This is a genomic window from Affinirhizobium capsici (assembly GCF_977018625.1).
Window position 1 is genome coordinate 125,815 of the sequence record NZ_CDRNXD010000003.1, and the last position, 16,265, is coordinate 142,079.

Annotated in this window: 20 protein-coding genes; 11 read left to right on the forward strand and 9 right to left on the reverse strand. The window is 58.5% G+C overall.

All coding sequences use genetic code 11. The annotated features are described in order from the left end of the window. Nucleotides 1-38: 38 nt before the first annotated feature. Complete coding sequence (locus tag AC0JZ1_RS03275; RefSeq protein ID WP_428191314.1) at nucleotides 39-932, forward strand: LysR family transcriptional regulator; 894 nt, start codon at nucleotides 39-41, stop codon at nucleotides 930-932. Between the two features lie 90 nt (nucleotides 933-1,022). Here AC0JZ1_RS03275 and AC0JZ1_RS03280 read toward each other — a convergent pair whose 3' ends face one another. After that, a complete protein-coding gene (locus AC0JZ1_RS03280) occupies nucleotides 1,023-1,637 on the reverse strand; it encodes a TetR/AcrR family transcriptional regulator (RefSeq protein WP_471881024.1) in 615 nt (204 codons plus the stop codon). Nucleotides 1,638-1,716: 79 nt separating this feature from the next. On the opposite strand from AC0JZ1_RS03280, the gene sdhC reads away from it, so the two are divergent. The 4 genes from sdhC (at nucleotide 1,717) to AC0JZ1_RS03300 (ending at nucleotide 4,821) form a co-directional block, all read left to right on the forward strand. Beyond that, nucleotides 1,717-2,106, forward strand: coding sequence for a succinate dehydrogenase, cytochrome b556 subunit (sdhC, locus tag AC0JZ1_RS03285; RefSeq protein WP_140831762.1), 390 nt, complete (start codon nucleotides 1,717-1,719; stop codon nucleotides 2,104-2,106). Nucleotides 2,107-2,796: 690 nt separating this feature from the next. Further along, on the forward strand, nucleotides 2,797-3,438 hold the full coding sequence (locus AC0JZ1_RS03290; RefSeq protein WP_445543569.1) for a DUF2239 family protein: 642 nt from the start codon (nucleotides 2,797-2,799) through the stop codon (nucleotides 3,436-3,438). Nucleotides 3,439-3,460: 22 nt separating this feature from the next. After that, on the forward strand, nucleotides 3,461-3,916 hold the full coding sequence (locus tag AC0JZ1_RS03295; protein ID WP_471881025.1) for a DUF1330 domain-containing protein: 456 nt from the start codon (nucleotides 3,461-3,463) through the stop codon (nucleotides 3,914-3,916). Further along, a complete protein-coding gene (locus AC0JZ1_RS03300) occupies nucleotides 3,913-4,821 on the forward strand; it encodes an alpha/beta fold hydrolase (protein WP_471881026.1) in 909 nt (302 codons plus the stop codon). Before AC0JZ1_RS03295 ends, AC0JZ1_RS03300 begins: the two co-directional genes overlap by 4 nt. A 64-nt stretch (nucleotides 4,822-4,885) precedes the next feature. On the opposite strand, the gene AC0JZ1_RS03305 is transcribed toward AC0JZ1_RS03300, so the two are convergent. Continuing rightward, the gene (locus AC0JZ1_RS03305) at nucleotides 4,886-5,347 is read right to left on the reverse strand and encodes a cupin domain-containing protein (RefSeq protein ID WP_471881027.1); all 462 of its coding nucleotides are present in this window, start codon (nucleotides 5,345-5,347) and stop codon (nucleotides 4,886-4,888) included. 95 nt (nucleotides 5,348-5,442) lie between these two features. Between AC0JZ1_RS03305 and AC0JZ1_RS03310 the strand changes: the two genes are divergently transcribed. Genes AC0JZ1_RS03310 through AC0JZ1_RS03320 form a run of 3 tightly spaced genes read left to right on the forward strand, consistent with a single transcriptional unit; the run spans nucleotide 5,443 to nucleotide 7,267 of the window. Then, nucleotides 5,443-6,309 carry a LysR family transcriptional regulator gene (locus AC0JZ1_RS03310; protein WP_208758250.1) on the forward strand — a complete coding sequence of 289 codons (867 nt, stop codon included), beginning with the start codon at nucleotides 5,443-5,445 and terminating at the stop codon, nucleotides 6,307-6,309. Nucleotides 6,310-6,359: 50 nt separating this feature from the next. After that, nucleotides 6,360-6,704: a type 2 periplasmic-binding domain-containing protein gene (locus AC0JZ1_RS03315; RefSeq protein ID WP_296069468.1), complete on the forward strand. Its 345-nt coding sequence runs from the start codon at nucleotides 6,360-6,362 to the stop codon at nucleotides 6,702-6,704. A 2-nt stretch (nucleotides 6,705-6,706) separates the two neighbouring features. After that, nucleotides 6,707-7,267: a GNAT family N-acetyltransferase gene (locus tag AC0JZ1_RS03320; RefSeq protein ID WP_140831748.1), complete on the forward strand. Its 561-nt coding sequence runs from the start codon at nucleotides 6,707-6,709 to the stop codon at nucleotides 7,265-7,267. Here the strand turns inward: AC0JZ1_RS03320 and AC0JZ1_RS03325 are convergent. The 4 genes from AC0JZ1_RS03325 to AC0JZ1_RS03340 all read right to left on the reverse strand — a co-directional run bounded on the left by AC0JZ1_RS03325 (nucleotide 7,158) and on the right by AC0JZ1_RS03340 (nucleotide 9,597). Beyond that, nucleotides 7,158-7,733, reverse strand: coding sequence for a winged helix-turn-helix transcriptional regulator (locus AC0JZ1_RS03325; protein ID WP_471881043.1), 576 nt, complete (start codon nucleotides 7,731-7,733; stop codon nucleotides 7,158-7,160). The two genes, AC0JZ1_RS03320 and AC0JZ1_RS03325, sit on opposite strands and share 110 nt — an antisense overlap. A gap of 101 nt (nucleotides 7,734-7,834) precedes the next feature. Next, complete coding sequence (locus AC0JZ1_RS03330; protein WP_140831743.1) at nucleotides 7,835-8,698, reverse strand: MBL fold metallo-hydrolase; 864 nt, start codon at nucleotides 8,696-8,698, stop codon at nucleotides 7,835-7,837. 20 nt (nucleotides 8,699-8,718) lie between these two features. Continuing rightward, entirely contained in the window at nucleotides 8,719-9,045 is a 327-nt protein-coding gene (locus AC0JZ1_RS03335) for a hypothetical protein (RefSeq protein ID WP_140831740.1), read from the reverse strand. Nucleotides 9,046-9,051: 6 nt separating this feature from the next. Further along, complete coding sequence (locus tag AC0JZ1_RS03340) at nucleotides 9,052-9,597, reverse strand: sugar ABC transporter (RefSeq protein ID WP_140831989.1); 546 nt, start codon at nucleotides 9,595-9,597, stop codon at nucleotides 9,052-9,054. A gap of 151 nt (nucleotides 9,598-9,748) precedes the next feature. On the opposite strand from AC0JZ1_RS03340, the gene AC0JZ1_RS03345 reads away from it, so the two are divergent. The 3 genes from AC0JZ1_RS03345 to AC0JZ1_RS03355 all read left to right on the forward strand — a co-directional run bounded on the left by AC0JZ1_RS03345 (nucleotide 9,749) and on the right by AC0JZ1_RS03355 (nucleotide 12,687). Beyond that, nucleotides 9,749-10,675: a LysR substrate-binding domain-containing protein gene (locus AC0JZ1_RS03345; protein WP_140831987.1), complete on the forward strand. Its 927-nt coding sequence runs from the start codon at nucleotides 9,749-9,751 to the stop codon at nucleotides 10,673-10,675. Nucleotides 10,676-10,785: 110 nt separating this feature from the next. Further along, nucleotides 10,786-11,553 carry a hypothetical protein gene (locus tag AC0JZ1_RS03350; protein ID WP_471881028.1) on the forward strand — a complete coding sequence of 256 codons (768 nt, stop codon included), beginning with the start codon at nucleotides 10,786-10,788 and terminating at the stop codon, nucleotides 11,551-11,553. A gap of 225 nt (nucleotides 11,554-11,778) precedes the next feature. After that, entirely contained in the window at nucleotides 11,779-12,687 is a 909-nt protein-coding gene (locus AC0JZ1_RS03355) for a 3'-5' exonuclease (RefSeq protein WP_246085229.1), read from the forward strand. A 270-nt stretch (nucleotides 12,688-12,957) separates the two neighbouring features. On the opposite strand, the gene dinB is transcribed toward AC0JZ1_RS03355, so the two are convergent. From dinB to ligD, 3 genes are all read right to left on the reverse strand, one after another. Beyond that, nucleotides 12,958-14,058, reverse strand: coding sequence for a DNA polymerase IV (gene dinB, locus AC0JZ1_RS03360; RefSeq protein ID WP_167507777.1), 1,101 nt, complete (start codon nucleotides 14,056-14,058; stop codon nucleotides 12,958-12,960). A gap of 118 nt (nucleotides 14,059-14,176) precedes the next feature. Further along, entirely contained in the window at nucleotides 14,177-14,950 is a 774-nt protein-coding gene (locus AC0JZ1_RS03365) for an SOS response-associated peptidase family protein (RefSeq protein ID WP_140831736.1), read from the reverse strand. A gap of 60 nt (nucleotides 14,951-15,010) precedes the next feature. Further along, entirely contained in the window at nucleotides 15,011-16,078 is a 1,068-nt protein-coding gene (gene ligD, locus AC0JZ1_RS03370; protein ID WP_140831734.1) for a non-homologous end-joining DNA ligase, read from the reverse strand. Nucleotides 16,079-16,265: the final 187 nt, after the last annotated feature.

Genomic DNA, 16,265 nt, shown 5'->3' on the forward strand with positions numbered 1-16,265 from the left:
ATGTTAAGAATTGAAACATTCCTGCACCGGAGTGGATAATGGCATTGGACAAGCTGACCAGTATGACGATTTTCCGTGAGGCGGCTGAGCAGGGAAGCCTCGCTGCGGCTGCCCGTAGGCAGGGGATGTCAGCCGAAATGGCAAGCCGGCACCTTAAATCACTTGAAGATCGCCTTGGTGTGCGACTGCTGAACCGCTCAACTCGAAAGCTTGCCCTTACTCCGGCTGGGCAAGCTTATCTGAACCGATGCGCAACAATTTTAGACGAGATTGCTAGCACCGAGGCCGAAGCTGCGACATTGCAGATCAAGCCAACGGGACTGCTACGTCTCACCGCCCCGCTCGCATTCGCCAATGCTGTTCTCTTACCCGCGCTTGATCGCTACTTGGACGCGTATCCCGGTGTGTCGCTTTCACTCGACCTGACGGAACGCGTCGCAGATGTAATTGGAGAAGGCATTGATGTGGCCCTCCGCCTCGGAACGCTCCCAGATAGTGCTCTAACGGCACGGCGGCTGGCAGAGTTTGCACTTTTGCTTGTTGCGTCACCCGAGTATCTCGCCAGCATACCAGGGCTTTCGAAGCCAGAGGACCTAGAAGGTCACGACGTTCTGATCTACACGCAAACGGCCCGTCCGAACCAGATAACATTAGTAAACGCTGACGGCCAACAAGTTAGCATACGCCTCAGCGGCAGGGTGAGTGCTTCGGATATCGCCTTTCTACTCGACCTTGCGCGGCGAGGCCGCGGGCCTCTACTGGCGCCTTCCTTTTTGGTAGAGGATGACCTTCGCGAAGGACGATTGCAGCGGATTTTGCCGATGTGGTCTGCGCGATCGCTGCCGTTGAACGCAATCCTTCCAAGCCGTTCCCTCGTTCCCTCAACCACCCGCAGCTTCGTCGACTTCATGTCCGAATGGTTTCGGACTTGATAGCGCACACGCAATCTTGTTCTACGGCACCTACGGAATTCAAATGCGCAGGCCTTCAACACGGGAAGCGAACGGGGCTGAACTCCCCGGTCAGGCGTCCTTCAAAAATGCTGCCAGAACCAATTCCACCAATCTGCCTGCCTTGTGTCCGCTCGCACCGCTGACAACAGGATTGTAGGACAGCGCAACAATGATCGCCACGAGTTCCTCGGCTGTGCAGGGTAGCCGCTGGTCGGGAAAAAACGGTCGCATTGCTTCGCCAACGCTACGCCAGTTCCTGTTGAAGAGAGCCGCGTATCGCTCATCCAGAGCGCCGCTGCGCTGTGCCTGCTGCATCGCCTCCAACATCATGAAAGACAAACTCTGGGTCTGACTTCGCTCTTGCGCCCATTCCGACAGGAACTCCACCATGTCCGACGGAGATGAAGCCGCCTCGATGCGCTCGATCAGGATCGGCGTGACTTTATCGGCCTGCGAGGAGATGATTTCCAGAAGCACATCTTCCTTTGACTTGAAATGCGCATAGAAAGCGCCACGCGTGTAGCCTGCCTCCTCGGAAATTTCCTCAATTGTCGCTCCGGAATATCCTTCCCGCAGAAAGACGCTTTGGGCACAGTCGAGCAGTTTTTGCCGCGTCAGCGCTCGGCTCTCTACCCGCGTCAGGCGTGGTTTTGTGATCTTAGCCTGCTTCATAAAGAGTGGCATAGCATTGCCGTTTTCAGATACATAGTGTATTTGAATTCAAAACGTATTTGAATTCTCCAGAGTCGAGTTAGAAAATCTCATGTCAGCCCGTCGCCCCAGACCCGTTTCACCACATCTAACAGTATGGCGTTGGCAGATTTGGGCCATTGCCTCCATCACCCATCGAATAACGGGAGTGGGTCTCTACTTCGCGGGCACGGTGATGTTGACGTGGTACCTGACATCGCTTGCGACGGGACCCGAAGCATACGAAACCTTCTGCGGGTTCGCGGGAAGCTGGGTGGGACAGTTCATCTTGATCGGCCTGACATGGACACTGTTCCAGCACATGGCCTCTGGCATGCGCCACCTCTTCATGGATACGGCAAAGGGATTTGAGCGATCCGCCTCCCGTCGCTCAGCCTCCCTCACTTTTCTTGTCTCCGCGTCCTTCACCGTCGCATTGTGGCTCTATATCTGGCTCACCTAGCTTGCATTCAATCACATAGGACCGGCTAAGAGCGCCTGAAGACGCATTGAAGTTAGTTGTCTTTGCGCCTTCTCGACACTCAGCGGCGGAGGTTTTGCGCCACTCCCAATCAATTGAAATGGGTGCATTGAGAAAAGTAGACTTCAAAGTGAGCGATGTCTGCTGTCAGACTTTTTCAACGAAGGCTCTACGTGCGGAACGAAGGCAACAGTCTGTCGGATCCCAGCCCACAATGACCGGTTTGGGCTGAACTCGGACCGTATCGCCTCATGCCTGGATGTCCGCTATCGCCAGTCGGCTCCGCAATAGCGGACAGTCCCCTCACGGCCCCTTTGCGGACATTACCAATGAACCAGGTGCTTGATCTGCCCCGTCTATCTGCCGGCACGCATTCGGAATGAAAGTATACCGGTGTTCGACTCCTTTTAAGAGCAAACCAACCGCTCGCCCGTCCAGGGTTATTCCTTCGAGGACCCATTTTGTGAGCGACGTCATTGTATGCCTTAGAAATTTACGAGTGCTGCCTCTGATATGAACTGCGCGCAAGTTTCTCCGGAGGCTGACACTAATGGCCTCGTCGGAGCCGCCATTCGCCGCGCGGGCGCAACAGCGGCATATTTTTACCCGGATATAATTGACGTGTCAATTTTGTCCGGGTATTAATCGCTTCTCTATCAAAGGGAGTGCGCAATGTTCGATCCCGCTACAAAGACCTGTACGGCGTTTGCCGGGGAAAGATTCCTGCTGAGCGCGCCGTTATCCGAGGTTGCTTTGGCGGTGAAGCGCTCTCCAGATGAGGTTGGCGCAGTCCTCGTCTTCGATGACACGACGGGGCGTCCCATCGACCTTGATTTGCGCGGAAGCGATGAAGAAGTTCTTGAAAGGTTATCGCAACCTCCGAAGGCGTACCCAGGACGCTACCGCCCCAAAACCGAGGTCGCGCCGGGCCCGACGGAGTCGGAGGAAATTCGGAGCCTCGCGCCGCGTGGCCGACCGAAGCTCGGTGTCGTCGCCCGAGAGGTGACCTTGCTGCCCCGGCAGTGGGACTGGCTGACGAACCAGCCCGGCGGGGCGTCGGCGACACTGAGGCGTATCGTCGACGAAGCGCGTAAGACAGCGAGCCCCCGCCAGCAGAGGCAGGCGGCGCAAGAGGCTGCGTATCAATTCATGCAGGCGATCGCGGGAGATCTGCCCGGATACGAAGAAGCGACCCGGGCCCTCTTCGCCGACGATCGGACATCATTGGAACAACAGATCGCTACTTGGCCTGAAGACATCCGCACCTATGCGCTGCGTCTCGCCTTCGGCGCTGGGGAGAACCAAAGCGCTTAACCCGCCATTCAACGGAACACCGATGACCAGAGCCGACTCCATTTCCTACCTCGAACCGACACAGGAGGCTGGCCGCAGGTTCGTACACCGCAACCTTGCCGGTCCCGTCGTGATGCTCAACCTGCTGCGCGTCAGGGGTGTCGCCGATTATTCGGGCCACCCTGAGCTGGCACCTGCCAGGCCGATCAGCGGTGCTGAGGCCTTCAATCTCTATGTTGAGCACACACTGCCCTTCTTACGAGAAACCGGCGGCGATCTCCTCTTTCTCGGCCATGGCGGTCCCTTCCTGATCGGCCCGGCCGATGAACATTGGGATCTGACGATGATGATCAGGCAGACCAGTGCTGCGTCCTTCCTCTCCTTCGCCAGCCATAAGGGCTATCTCGCTGGACTTGGTCACCGTACAGCGGCGGTGATGGATTCTCGACTTCTGCCATTGTCCGAAATGGAGCTACCCGCCGGAGGAGCGAGGTCATGAATATTGCAAAGGCCAATGGCATCGAGCTCGCGTGGGACAGTTTCGGCTATGCCGATGCGGAAACGATCCTGCTGATTTCGGGGCTTGGAACGCAGATGATCCGCTGGTCCGAGCCTTTCTGTAGAGGGCTGGCCGCACGAGGCTATCGCGTGATCCGTTTCGACAACCGCGATGCGGGCCGCTCGACGCATTTCAGCGCTTCGCCCGCTCCGGATTTCGGCGCGCTCGCAACTTCCCTGATGGCCGGGCGCAGACCTGATGTGCCGTATACGCTTGACGACATGGCAGCGGATGCGATCGGCCTGCTTGATGCGCTCGGGATTGCCAAGGCGCATGTCGTCGGGCGCTCAATGGGGGGAATGATCGCGCAGGTTCTCGCGAGCGAACATGCGGATCGGGTCCTTTCGCTGACGTCGATCATGTCGAGCACCGGCAATCCGGTCCTGCCGCAGGCGGCGCCCGATGTCATGGCGATGATGATGCGCCCTGCGCCTGATCCTATGATCGATCCGGAAGGCTTTCTCGCGGTGCGCCTCGCGTTCGCGCGCAGAATCGCCGGGACGGGTTATCCCTTCGATGAAGAGGCCCATCGCGCAATGCTCCTTGATGAAGTAAGGCGTAGCTACGATCCGGGAGGCACTGCGCGGCAGATCGCTGCCATGGCGGTGGCTGGAGACCGGCGAGCACACCTCGCAAACATCACGGTCCCGACACTCGTCATCCACGGCGTCGATGATCCATTGATCCCGCCCGCCTGCGGTCAGGACACGGCGCGCTCCATACCGAACGCGGTCTACCTGCCCATCGAGGGCATGGGTCATGATTTGCCACGAGACGTTGAAGAACGGACCATCAACGCGATCCGCAAGGTGATGGCAGGCCAATCGTCGGCTGAAGGCATCTGACCATGTCACAGGGAATGGAAGGATGACGCCGGCCGTCACCTTCCATTCCCTGTGACAGTAGACTCTACGAGGTCACAACCGGGCCAACAATGGCCTGGCCAAATGTTTCGCAGACGGACTGGACGTCGTTGAGGTCATGCGGAACCGGCAGAGCATCCATGGCCTGGAAAAAGCGGTCATGGCGTGCGGGTGTCGATACCAACATCACGCGCGCCACGCCTCCCATCGCGGAAAAGCCATGGGTGACGCCCTTCGCAACGAAGAGCCGATCTCCCGCCTTTACCTCAATCTTCTGCGCGCCGATCAGGAACAGCAACCGCCCTTCGCTGATGCAGAAGACCTTATCCTCCTCAAACGAAATGTGCGCCGGTGCGCCCTGATCCGGTTGGACCGTCATCGCCATGACGGTCATGGGAGCTGCTTCACCACCGAGCAGGATTTCGGCATCGATACCCGAGAAGCGTGCGGTTGCGTGAGAGGAGAGTACGCCGCTTGCAGGCGAAGCGGGATGAGGGGTGATGTCCATGATGTGGTCTCCTTATGATCCGGACCCACGGTATCCCATCAGAGCAAGCACGATTATCTGGCAAGTTCTGCCATCATCATCTAGTATTCTGGACAATGATGAAGCTTGATCCGATCCAGACCTTTGTCGAAGTGGTTCGTGCGGGCGGGTTTACCGCAGCGGCCCGGCGCACGGGCACGCCGCGTTCGACGGTGAGCCTTCAGGTCAGGGTGCTCGAAGAAACGTTAGGGGTTCGGTTGCTCAAGCGCTCGACCCGTTCCTTTGCCCTGACGGACGAGGGACAGCGCCTCTATGACAAGGCGTCGGATCCGGTAGATGTTCTCGTCCGGGCGCTTGATGACCTGCAAGCGGGAGATGGCGTATTGGGCGGTCTGATCAGGCTGACCGTCCCGGCGGATTTCCCCACCGCGTTGCTGGCGAGCGCAATCACCAGCTTCACGCAGGCTCACACCGCAGTCCGCTTCCAGATCATGTCGACAAATGCCGTGATGGATCTTGTCGAGGACAACATCGACATTGGGGTCAGAGTCGGCGTGAATCCTACCCAGACTGCAATCGAACGACGGTTGCTCGACATCGAATGGGCTTTCTATGCGAGCACATCGTGGCTGGAGCGAAAGGGGCGGCCGGAAAATATCAGCGAGGTGGAGGATTTCATCTCCCCGCAACCAGTCTTGCGCGGATATCTGGAAAAGCATGTGCTTGGTGGTGTTTCCCTGCCTGCCGGTGCGATCGAGGTCGATAGCCATGCCTTGGCCCGGGATCTGATGTTGAACGGCTTTGGTGTCGCTCTATTGCCGCAGGGCTTGTGCCAGGATGCCGTTATGAGCGGCAACGCCGAACCGCTCCTCCCGCACGCCGGACTCCGTCCGACGCGGCTCAATCTAACGTTCCCAAATCGAGCGGACATGGTGCCAAGGGTGCGCGCCTTCGCTGATCACATATGCGCTCACTTTCGCTGAACAGAAGTCGTCAACGCGACCGACATTCATTGCAATTCAGGAGCACATTATTGGGGCAACGCACCGCCTTTGCCGACGATGCCCGACTGACGTCGGTGCCGGTCGACATCGTCATGACCATGAGCAACTGGCGGCCTTTGTACGCTATACTGCTCGACGGCGGGGCAATTGGTGTCTTCCAGGGACCCGTTTGCTCCGATGACCTCGCCGCCGAGCGCCTCAGGCGCATTCTGCCGGACTTCGAGTTGACCGGCTTTGACCTTCATAGTCTTTATTCGGCGACCCGACCGATCCCATCTCGAATCCGGACGCTTGCGACCCTGTTCGAGCGTGAGCTGCCAAGCCTGATCGAGTCTAGCCGTCTTGCACCGCATACGCATTCGGAAAGGAATTAAGAATGGTATTCCCAGAAGCAGCACTGACTTTGATCGGCGACACGTCAAAGCCGCATCGCCTGACACTGCGCCCACGCCGTCCGTCCGACGCTGACGCCTTGTTTTTGACGATGGCCGATCCAGAGATGATGCGGTGGTGGTCTCGCGCACCCTTTGAGCGTGTCAAGGATCTGAGGGAGTATTTCGCCAACGACGATCAATCGAACTGGCGCTCATGGGCGATTGTACGGGCAGATGAAGAGCTTGCCGTTGGCTTTGTGGCGGCAGGAAAGAAACGCGAAGGTGTTTCCGAGATCGGCTATCTGCTTGCGCGCGAAGCACAGGGGCATGGGTATGCGCGCGAAGCTGTCGCCATGCTGATCGACCAATTATTCGCCGAGGGACAACGGCGCATTTTCGCCGATACCGATCCGGACAACCAGCCGTCGATCGCGCTGTTGACGAGGCTCGGCTTCACGCTGGAGGGGCGCCTGCGGGCCGAATGGCAGACGCATATCGGCGTTCGGGATTCTCTGATTTACGGGCTTCTGGTGGAGGAATGGTCATCCCGGACTGCTGGATAGTCCGCGCCCTACTTTGGCCGGAACGGACTGCAGAGGTCTCTGCGCTTTCGGATCCCCGTGAGAGCCGCCAGGTCATTAATGCGTCTGCGCTGCGGCCTGGCCGCACGCCGAGATGATCCCTCTCGACTGGCTCGCTCGTTTCCCGATTGACGGTAATCAATTTGACGCCTTGGCCCGTTCGCCTGTCGATGAAGTCGAGGGGCGGTCCTTCGAGGTTGGACAGGTTCCACTGGTCGCCGATCTGCACCATTGCCTGCATGAGGAGGCCGAGATGGCGACATCTTCCGGTCGGCTGATATTCGAACCGATCGGGCCGTGTCTGATACTGCCGTCGCTCGACGAACCCGTTTTCCTCCAGCAGTTTCAGCCGGTCCGACAGGGTGGCGTTGGTGACACCGCTCGATTGGCGCAGGTCGTCAAAACGGCGAATGCCGAAGCAGAGCGCTGAAGGACTTCGTGTATGAATCAAATCAGGGATCGTCGTGCTGGTTTCTGGGCGATCTGGAGGACTTAGGCAAAAAGTTGGTCTCACGTTCCCAAATACCCAAAGAGCGTGAACACCTTCTGTCACGCATGGGGAGAATACCGTGCTCGTTCCTCATAGGCGATGTGGTAATTTCCCCCCGTTCGCTCGATGCGCGCGAAACCGAGCTCACCAAGATGCATCCCGGCGATCAGAAGCCGTTCCGAACTGACCATATCCAGCAATCTCGATCGCGTCTCTGCGGCGAGATGTGTATCCTGATCGAACGCGATCGACACATCCGGCCGTGAGATCTGGATCTGGGGGAAATGGACTATGTCGCCCCAGACCAACAGGTTCTGGCCACCGGACTCAAGGCGGTAGCCGGTATGTCCTGCCGTATGACCAGGGAGCGGAACTGCCGTCATGCCGGGAAGCACGTCTACGGTCTCGAACATGCGCAACCTGCCACGATAAGCGGCAAACGCCTGACGGGCGAAGATGAAGTTGCCATGGGCACGCTCGGGCGCGCGGCTCAGATTACCGTCATCCTGCCAGAACGCGACTTCCTGTTGAGACACGATGAGCTCGGCATTCGGGAATGCGGCTGCGCCGGAGGAGTCGATCAGGCCGCCGACATGGTCGGGATGGGCGTGCGTCAACAGGATGGCGTCAACGGCGGCAGGCTGGATGCCCACCTGGGCGAGGTTGTCCTTCAGCCGGCCGCCCCATTGTTTGAAACCGCCCGCGCCGGCATCGATCAGGACTGTGCGACCACCTCCGCGCACCAGATAGCAGTTAATGTGGATAGCAGTGTGATCACGTATCCCCGCATTCTCCTGCATTTGAGAGGCATCGTCAGCATCGATATTCGAGAGGAGGCCGAAACTGGCGTGGAGATAGCCGTCACTGATGGCTGTGAGGGTCAGGTCGCCAACCGTCTGGCTGGGAAAATCGGTCATCGTCATGGTTCTTCTCTGGCGTGAGTTCAGTTGCGTGCGTGGATGCTGGACGCTTCGTAGCCGAAGCAGCGAATGCGCGCGGTCAAATCGGTGCTGCTCTGAATGACGTCGTCCAATTCCATCATGAACTGGTTCATCACGGCCGCTGTCCGGAAAGGTTCGAGGCGATACTGGATCTCGACAAAGGCCGGATGCCCCCGGCCATGCCGAACGGTGACAAAAATGACATGCACATTCTCCAAGGCCGCCCGAAGGATGCCGGTGCAGAGCGCTGTGCATCGCTCCGTGAGCGCCACAAGCGTCTCCTCCGGCGGTATCCTGTCTTGCGAGATGTAGAGGGTGACATTGGGCATCGGCGTTCACCGCGCGCTGGCGGAGGCGACGTCATCGCCGTTCGTCAATTGCGGCGTCATCGGCGCATAGACGTGAACATCGTCCGGCAGATGTCCGATATCTCCGATCACGTCGCGACCTGCTTTCGCGAGCCAGCGATGTTCCGGGAACTTCTCCATGGCGACCGCGCGCATCGCAGACGGCTTCAGGCCCAATTCGCGCAGCGGCTGAGGCCCTGTTGTGCTCAGCACCAGATATTCGGTTTCGCCGACGGCCGGGGCGCGCTCGACGCCCTCGTACAGGTTTCGGTGCCAATCGGTGATGTGTTGCTGCCAACGGGCGAAGTTGCCGCCGCCCTTCTGGCGATATTCCTCGCCGGTCAGAATATCGAGGCCCTCGATCGAATGGAGAGCGAGGTAGACGGGACAGCCGCCGCTCAACGCCTTGAAACGCTGTGAGGTGTGAAAGCCGCTCACAGAAATCAGGGCCGGCAGCTTGTCCAGGCTGTAAAACGCGTTCCACTCCGCCTCGCTGTGCGGGTCAGCAAAGCTGCATTCAACTGTATAGATCATCTTATCGCCTCCGGCCGGCCGCGCAGCGCCTCCGTTAGTCATTGATATTTTATCATTGTAAGAGGCGAGAAATCCATTGAATATCGATATTGCGTCACCCTTCAATGATCTAATGTCAAGCTGGAGTCGATCAAACCTGCGGAGACCGCGGATGCGCCGTAAAATTCCCAGCAATACCGCTCTCATGGCGTTCGAGGCATCGGCGCGTCATGGCAGCTTCGCGCGCGCAGCGGACGAGCTGGCACTGACCGAAGGAGCGATCAGTCGCCAGATCGGCCGGCTAGAGGCTTTTCTCGGCGTGACGCTGTTCGAGCGCGTCGGCAATCGCGTCAGGCTTCTGCCAAGCGGGGAGCGGTATGCCGCCCAGGTTCGCGAGTCTCTTGATCGGCTGGAGCGTGACAGCCAGTATCTGATGGGACAGCCCAGCGATGGCGCCAGCATCGATATCGCGACGATCCCGACTTTCGCCACGCGATGGCTCATTCCCCGCCTTGGACGATTTCAGGAGCGCCACCCTAACATCATCGTGCATCTTGCCGAACGAATGGAACCATTCGTGCTCGCCGGAAGCGGTTTCGACGCCGCCATCCATTACGAGCATCCCGCATGGACCGGAATGAGGACGCACCGGTTGCTGCACGAGACGCTGATGCCTGTCTGTCATCCGGCACTTCTCGACAAAGGCGCAGACGTGGTGTCGCTCGACCATCTGCCACGTCTGCATCGTCGCCAGAACTCGGATGCGTGGCAACGTTATGCGCAGGAGACAGGGATCACGCTCACCAATCCTGCGATCGGTCCATACTACGACCTCCATATTATGCTGATCGAGGCCGCACTGGCGGGACTTGGCGTTGCGCTGGTGCCGCGGCTATATGTCGAGACGGAGTTGGCGGAAGGGCGTCTAATCGCTCCTTGGCCCGAAAGCCAAGCCATTTCCAAGACGTTCAGCCTGATCCTCCCGGAGCCCATCCGGTTGAGTGACGCTCCAATACAGGCTTTTGCAGACTGGCTGCTTTCCGAAACTCATCGATTTGATTCCTTCGCGCGCCATGACACAAGGCGTTCAATCACTTAGCGGAGCGAAAGCATGGTCGCTGGTCCGATTTGCATCAAGAGCCCAGATCCGCACCGACGGAGAAGATATTTCACGATGACGGCGTCGATGAATTTGGTCATCATGCAAGCATGTTCAGACAGTCGACACTTTCGCCGTTGATCTTCATTTCATCCGATCTTTCGGAACAGGAGCTGGCGGACAGCCCGCTCGCCATTAACGGCATGAAACTCCTTCGCTACGCGGAGCAGTCCGGCGGAATCCCTTTGACCCAGTCTTTGGGAGCATTCCATCGCAAATGCGTTGAATGGGCGGCACAGGAATTCTACTGGCCTGGTTTCGAACCCGAAGTACTCTATTCGGTAAACAAGGTTCTCAACGAACCGGACTTCCCGCCATTATCTATCCTGCATCATGGGTTGCAGGACTTGCGTCTCATCCGCCATTACAAGGGCAAAGCTGTTCTGACGAAAGCCGGCAGGTCTATTCTCGGCGATCATGGTGCGCTTCAGGCATTTCTCATTGAATGGATCTTGGCCGCCCCACTGCAGGAAAGTCTGTCGCCGGCGGGCGCGGCCTTGTTCTGGGATTTGCGGCATATGCTCGGCGTCGTTTCAAACCGAATGGGCGAATGGGTGACGCTCGGTACATTTACCGAATGGGCCCTGCCGGTCGAGCTCTTTCCGGGCAGGGGACCACTCGGACCGCGACACGAGGCAAGCTTCTTCATTGCGTATAATTTCATACGGCCTTTGACTTGGCTTGGCCTGTTGCAAAATTCTCCTCAGAATACGCCCGGCTTGGCAGTGACCGACAGGCAGTTCCGCAAGTCGGAGATTTTCGACAAGGTCATCAAGATTACGCTCCCGAACGACATCCGGGCAATCGGCGTGCATTGATGCCCGATAGCGGTGTTCGAGCGGATGGATCGACGATGCCACTATCGGTCAATCGCCGTCGAAGACTGTGGACCGTGCCTAGACCTGACATCCCCGGTTCATGACCGCAGGAGAGCAACGTGCTAATCCTGTTCCATGACGCAGAATGATCGTGCAGCGCACCTTGCCCAGTTCGATATGTTTTCGGACGGACCGCCGGCGGCTCCGGCCAAGTCTCCGGTGAAAATGTCGGCCGCGCGCACGGCAAATGTCGCCTTGTCCGAGCAGGAGATGGTCGATCATCTGGCGGCAACTGGTCGCTACCGGATCTTGCGAAAGCTCGAGTCCCGTCCCGTTGTCCGTAGCCTACGCCCGGAATTCCCGCACAAAGGAATTATTCTCGATACCGAAACCACTGGTCTTAATCATCGCAAGGAGGAGATCATCGAGATCGGCTTGATCGCCTTCACCTTTGACGACCAAGGTTCGATCGGAGACGTGACGGGAATTTATGGCGGTCTGCAGCAGCCCGGCAAACCAATCCCCCCTGAAATCGTCAAGCTGACCGGGATCACCGATGACATGGTCGCCGGCCAGAAGATCGACATCGAGGCCGTCGAGACCCTTGTCGCGCCAGCAGACCTGATCATCGCCCACAATGCCGGCTTCGACAGACCCTTCTGCGAAGCATTTTCCCGTGTGTTCTGCAACAAGGCTTGGGCGTGTTCGAATGCAGAGATCGATTGGTCGGCCAGAGGATTCGAAGGAACAAAGCTCGGCTACCTCGTTGGTCAGGGCGGCTATTTCCATGACGGCCATCGTGCCGTGGACGACTGTTTTGCCTTGCTTGAAGTCCTGGATCGCAACGTTGACGGGCATTACCCGTCCCCGTTTGCTGAACTCTACAGGGCAAGCCAGCGATCGCGGGTGCGCATTTTTGCCGAGAACAGCCCTTACGACCTCAAAGATCACCTGAAAGCGCGGGGCTATCGTTGGTCGGATGGCAGCGAGGGGCGCCCGAAATCCTGGTGGATTGAAGTGGATGAGGCCGCTTTGGCTGATGAAATCGACTACCTCCGACGAGAGATCTACCGCCACCCGGAAGCGGACCCGCCCACCAAGTACCTGACCGCCTTTGACCGCTTTCGCGCCTAATGGCGAAAAATTGGGCGAGCTTTCTACCAGGGGTGCATTCAGGGCATAGCTGAACTGCGGTGAAGCCCCTAACGCGGCTGGCAGAATACTTGTATAAGAAATCCCAACGAAGCGATGCACCTCCTCCCGCAAAGCTTCGTCACTCAGGTAACCCACTCCTCCTCCCAAGGGTTGCCTGACGGAACAGCGGCCCTCCTCCTCCCAGCCGTTGTTCAACTCTTTCGAAAGCCTGCTGCACCTCCTCCCGCGGCAGGCTTTTTTGGTTTCTGCTTACATCCCGAAATCCAGCTGCGACTGATCCTGATCGTTATCTCCGTGACGATCCTGGGTGAGCGACGATAGCGTTACGCCCAGCAGGCGCACCGGCCGCTTGAATGGATAAACCGTCGCCAGCAGCCCGGTTGCTACCTCGAAAATCTGATTGCCGTTGGCAAAGGGCAGGCCGATGGTCCTGCTGCGCGTCGCCTGCGTGAAGTCGGAGTATTTGATTTTGACGGTGACGGTCTTGCCGCTCAACGCCTTGGCTTCGCAATAACTCCAGACCTTGTCCGCCAGAGGCCTCAGCTCGCTCGTCGCGAGATCAAGATCGTTGATATCCTCGTTGAACGTATCCTCGGCGCCGACCGACTTCCGCACTCGGTCCGGCTTGACCTGCCGCTCATCGAGGCCTCGGGCAATGCCATAGAAGTATGGACCCGATTTCCCGAAATGCTCGATGAGAAACTGCAAGGACTTTGCCTTCAGATCTGCGCCGGTCTCAATGCCAAGCCGGTGCATCTTCTCGGCCGTGGCCGGGCCGACGCCATGGAATTTCTTGACCGCCAGCTGCTCGACGAACGCTGGCCCGTTCTTCGGCGTGATGACCGCCTGGCCGTTGGGCTTGTTGAGGTCGGACGCCATTTTGGCCAGAAACTTGTTGTAGGAGATACCGGCAGAGGCATTTAGGCCGGTAACTGACTTGATCCTTTCACGTATTTCCAGCGCGATCTCGGTGGCGACCGGCATGCCTTTGAGACTTTCGGTGACGTCGAGATATGCCTCGTCGAGCGACAAGGGTTCTATCAACGGCGTATATTCGGCAAAGATCTCCCGGATCTGCTGCGAGACAGCCCGGTAGACTTCGAGGCGCGGCTTTACGGAAATCAGATCCGGGCACTTGCGAGCGGCCGTGACCGACGGCATGGCGGAATGAACCCCGAACTTGCGAGCCTCATAGCTGGCGGCCGCCACCACACCTCGGGCGGCAGCACCGCCGACGGCCAGCGGTTTACCGCGCAGCTCCGGATTATCGCGCTGCTCGACCGAGGCGTAGAAGGCATCCATGTCCACATGGATGATTTTGCGGATGGTCTCGGAAAAGGTATTTATCATCGTCCTTCTGGCAGCAAAGCGAAAGGTTGGTTCTCAGAACGGAAGGTGAACATATCGCCATTCTCACCGATCGCAAACCATTCCGTTAGGGTCCAAAACTCGCCGACGCCTGGTCCGCCTACAGAAGGGTAGGCTGCTCAACGAGTTCGCCAGACTTCGATACGATCGATGACCCATAAGGCTCACGCGCCAGAATGATCAAAGCATCGTTCGGTAGCGGTCGGGCGAGGTGCTTCGCTTCTTCCCATGGCGCCCACATCCAGACGTCGGTTTCTTCCTTCGTCTGCAGCAGGACAGGCATGGCCTTCTCATGGATCGGCCTAACGAGATCGTTGGGATCCGTGGTCAGAAAGCCATAGAGGTTGTCCGTCGTGAGGCCGTCCCGGACTTTTCGGACGCTTTTCCACTGCGGCACATGGATGCCGGCGAAGAACATCAGTGATTTCGCCTCGTCGCGGGCAAACCAGGCATTCGGAACCTTGCCGCCGGGTTCCTGGCTTGAAGGATCCGGCTCGGCAAAACTCGTCACGGGAACCAGGCATCGATGCTCGACGCCGAACCAGCGCGTCCAGTGGGGCAGGTTGAGTTTGCGGACATTGGTTACGCCCCGGTCTGGTTCCATGCGGATGAGCTCATCCATATCGACGGTCTGACCTTTGGCCTTCAGTTTCTCTGCCCGACCTTCCGCAGCCTTCTTCTGTACGAAGAACGGTGAGGGCAGGCCCCAGCGCGCGTGCACGAGTTGCTTCTTTCCGTCGGCCGTGTTGCGGACGATGGGCCCCATCTGGTCGGGGTTCATCTGGTAGGCCGGCATCAGGTTGATCAGGCTCTCGGCATCCTGGGCCCATTTCGCGACCCAGTCCTTGTCTTCCATGCGATAAAGGTTACACATGGCAGCAATCCCCTCCGTTGCGACCGGATGCAGTTTCTCCCGACGTGTTCCGTCCGCTTGCTAGTCGAGCTTGTAAACGTCCGCGTTGTCCTGCCGTTCCCGCAAGCCTTTGTAGGAAGCATGCCGCAGTTTGCCATCCCCGGTCCAGGCCCGAAACTCGATCTCGGCGATCAGCGTCGGCTCCACCCAGACAATGTCGGCTTTCCCGGGATAGGGCACCGGCGGCTGTTTGCGCTTCCAGCGCAGCCTATCCAGCATCTTGCGCAGTCTGGTCATCTCGGCTTGCCTAAAGCCCGTGCCGATGTTCCCGACATGGACGAGATCGTGGCCGCCGTAGGCAGCAAGCACCAGTGAGCCAAACCCACCCGGCGATGCCGTCGATGGCTCATAGCCGACGATCATGAAGGCTTCGCTCTGCACGCATTTGACCTTCACCCAGTCGCCGGTGCGGCCGGAGCGATAGGGCTGATCGAGATGCTTGCCGACGATGCCTTCGAGGCCGAGGCGGCAGACATTCTCGAGCAGGACAGTGGGATCCACATCGAGCGTCTCTGAAAGACGAATGGCGCCGTCATGTCCGTTCAGCGTGTCCTCAAGAAGATGCCGGCGGGAGCGGTATTCGACCCCGCGCAGATCATGCCCATCAAGGTACATGAGATCGAAGGCATAGAGGATAGCGTCCGAGGCCCGATTGCCAGCCGTCTTGCCGGAAGCGCCAAGCGATTGCTGCAGCAGCCCGAAATCTGGCCGGCCTTCTGCGTCAAGGACAACAGCTTCGCCATCGATGATCATGGTCGCCGGCCCGAGTGCACGGCCAGCCTCTGCGATTTCAGGAAAGCGATGCGTCCAGTCATGGCCACCGCGTGTGAGGATGCGCACGCCTTGCGGCTCGATATGGACCGCCAGGCGATACCCGTCCCATTTCAGCTCCCAGCTCCACTGGTCGCCTTTTGGCGGATGCGCCTTCAGCTCAGCCAGCGCCGGCTCGACCCGATCGGGCATCGGATCGAAAAGCAGCTGTGGCTGCGCCGGATTGCGTTTCCTGCGCGGCTTCGAACGGATCGGGGCTTCGCTGTCACGAAGAAGCGGCTTCGATCTGGGTGGCGTTGACCTGGGAGGCTTTGTCATGCCTGAAGTGCAGCACAAAAAGCTTAAGAACATTAAGACGACTTGACGTCTGTCCGCGCTATCCACCGACAAGGCCTGATCGCCCGTAAACTGCGCTAAAAATTCTTTTCGGCCTTACGCGATTGATTCCGCTCGGAATCTTCAAGATCGCTAATGCTAGGCGAATATTCCTAGGCTCAATGCGTCT

Coding starts and splice junctions, on each gene's coding strand:
- AC0JZ1_RS03275 (WP_428191314.1), top strand. CDS start 39: ATGGCATTGGACAAGCTGACCAGTATGACGATTTTCCGTGAGGCGGCT.
- AC0JZ1_RS03300 (WP_471881026.1), top strand. CDS start 3,913: ATGAATATTGCAAAGGCCAATGGCATCGAGCTCGCGTGGGACAGTTTC.
- AC0JZ1_RS03345 (WP_140831987.1), top strand. CDS start 9,749: ATGCGCCGTAAAATTCCCAGCAATACCGCTCTCATGGCGTTCGAGGCA.
- AC0JZ1_RS03320 (WP_140831748.1), top strand. CDS start 6,707: ATGGTATTCCCAGAAGCAGCACTGACTTTGATCGGCGACACGTCAAAG.
- AC0JZ1_RS03365 (WP_140831736.1), bottom strand. CDS start 14,950: ATGTGTAACCTTTATCGCATGGAAGACAAGGACTGGGTCGCGAAATGG.
- AC0JZ1_RS03305 (WP_471881027.1), bottom strand. CDS start 5,347: ATGGACATCACCCCTCATCCCGCTTCGCCTGCAAGCGGCGTACTCTCC.
- AC0JZ1_RS03295 (WP_471881025.1), top strand. CDS start 3,461: ATGACCAGAGCCGACTCCATTTCCTACCTCGAACCGACACAGGAGGCT.
- AC0JZ1_RS03355 (WP_246085229.1), top strand. CDS start 11,779: ATGTCGGCCGCGCGCACGGCAAATGTCGCCTTGTCCGAGCAGGAGATG.
- dinB (WP_167507777.1), bottom strand. CDS start 14,058: ATGATAAATACCTTTTCCGAGACCATCCGCAAAATCATCCATGTGGAC.
- ligD (WP_140831734.1), bottom strand. CDS start 16,078: ATGACAAAGCCTCCCAGGTCAACGCCACCCAGATCGAAGCCGCTTCTT.
- sdhC (WP_140831762.1), top strand. CDS start 1,717: ATGTCAGCCCGTCGCCCCAGACCCGTTTCACCACATCTAACAGTATGG.
- AC0JZ1_RS03310 (WP_208758250.1), top strand. CDS start 5,443: ATGATGAAGCTTGATCCGATCCAGACCTTTGTCGAAGTGGTTCGTGCG.
- AC0JZ1_RS03290 (WP_445543569.1), top strand. CDS start 2,797: ATGTTCGATCCCGCTACAAAGACCTGTACGGCGTTTGCCGGGGAAAGA.
- AC0JZ1_RS03340 (WP_140831989.1), bottom strand. CDS start 9,597: ATGATCTATACAGTTGAATGCAGCTTTGCTGACCCGCACAGCGAGGCG.
- AC0JZ1_RS03350 (WP_471881028.1), top strand. CDS start 10,786: ATGTTCAGACAGTCGACACTTTCGCCGTTGATCTTCATTTCATCCGAT.
- AC0JZ1_RS03335 (WP_140831740.1), bottom strand. CDS start 9,045: ATGCCCAATGTCACCCTCTACATCTCGCAAGACAGGATACCGCCGGAG.
- AC0JZ1_RS03280 (WP_471881024.1), bottom strand. CDS start 1,637: ATGCCACTCTTTATGAAGCAGGCTAAGATCACAAAACCACGCCTGACG.
- AC0JZ1_RS03330 (WP_140831743.1), bottom strand. CDS start 8,698: ATGACGATGACCGATTTTCCCAGCCAGACGGTTGGCGACCTGACCCTC.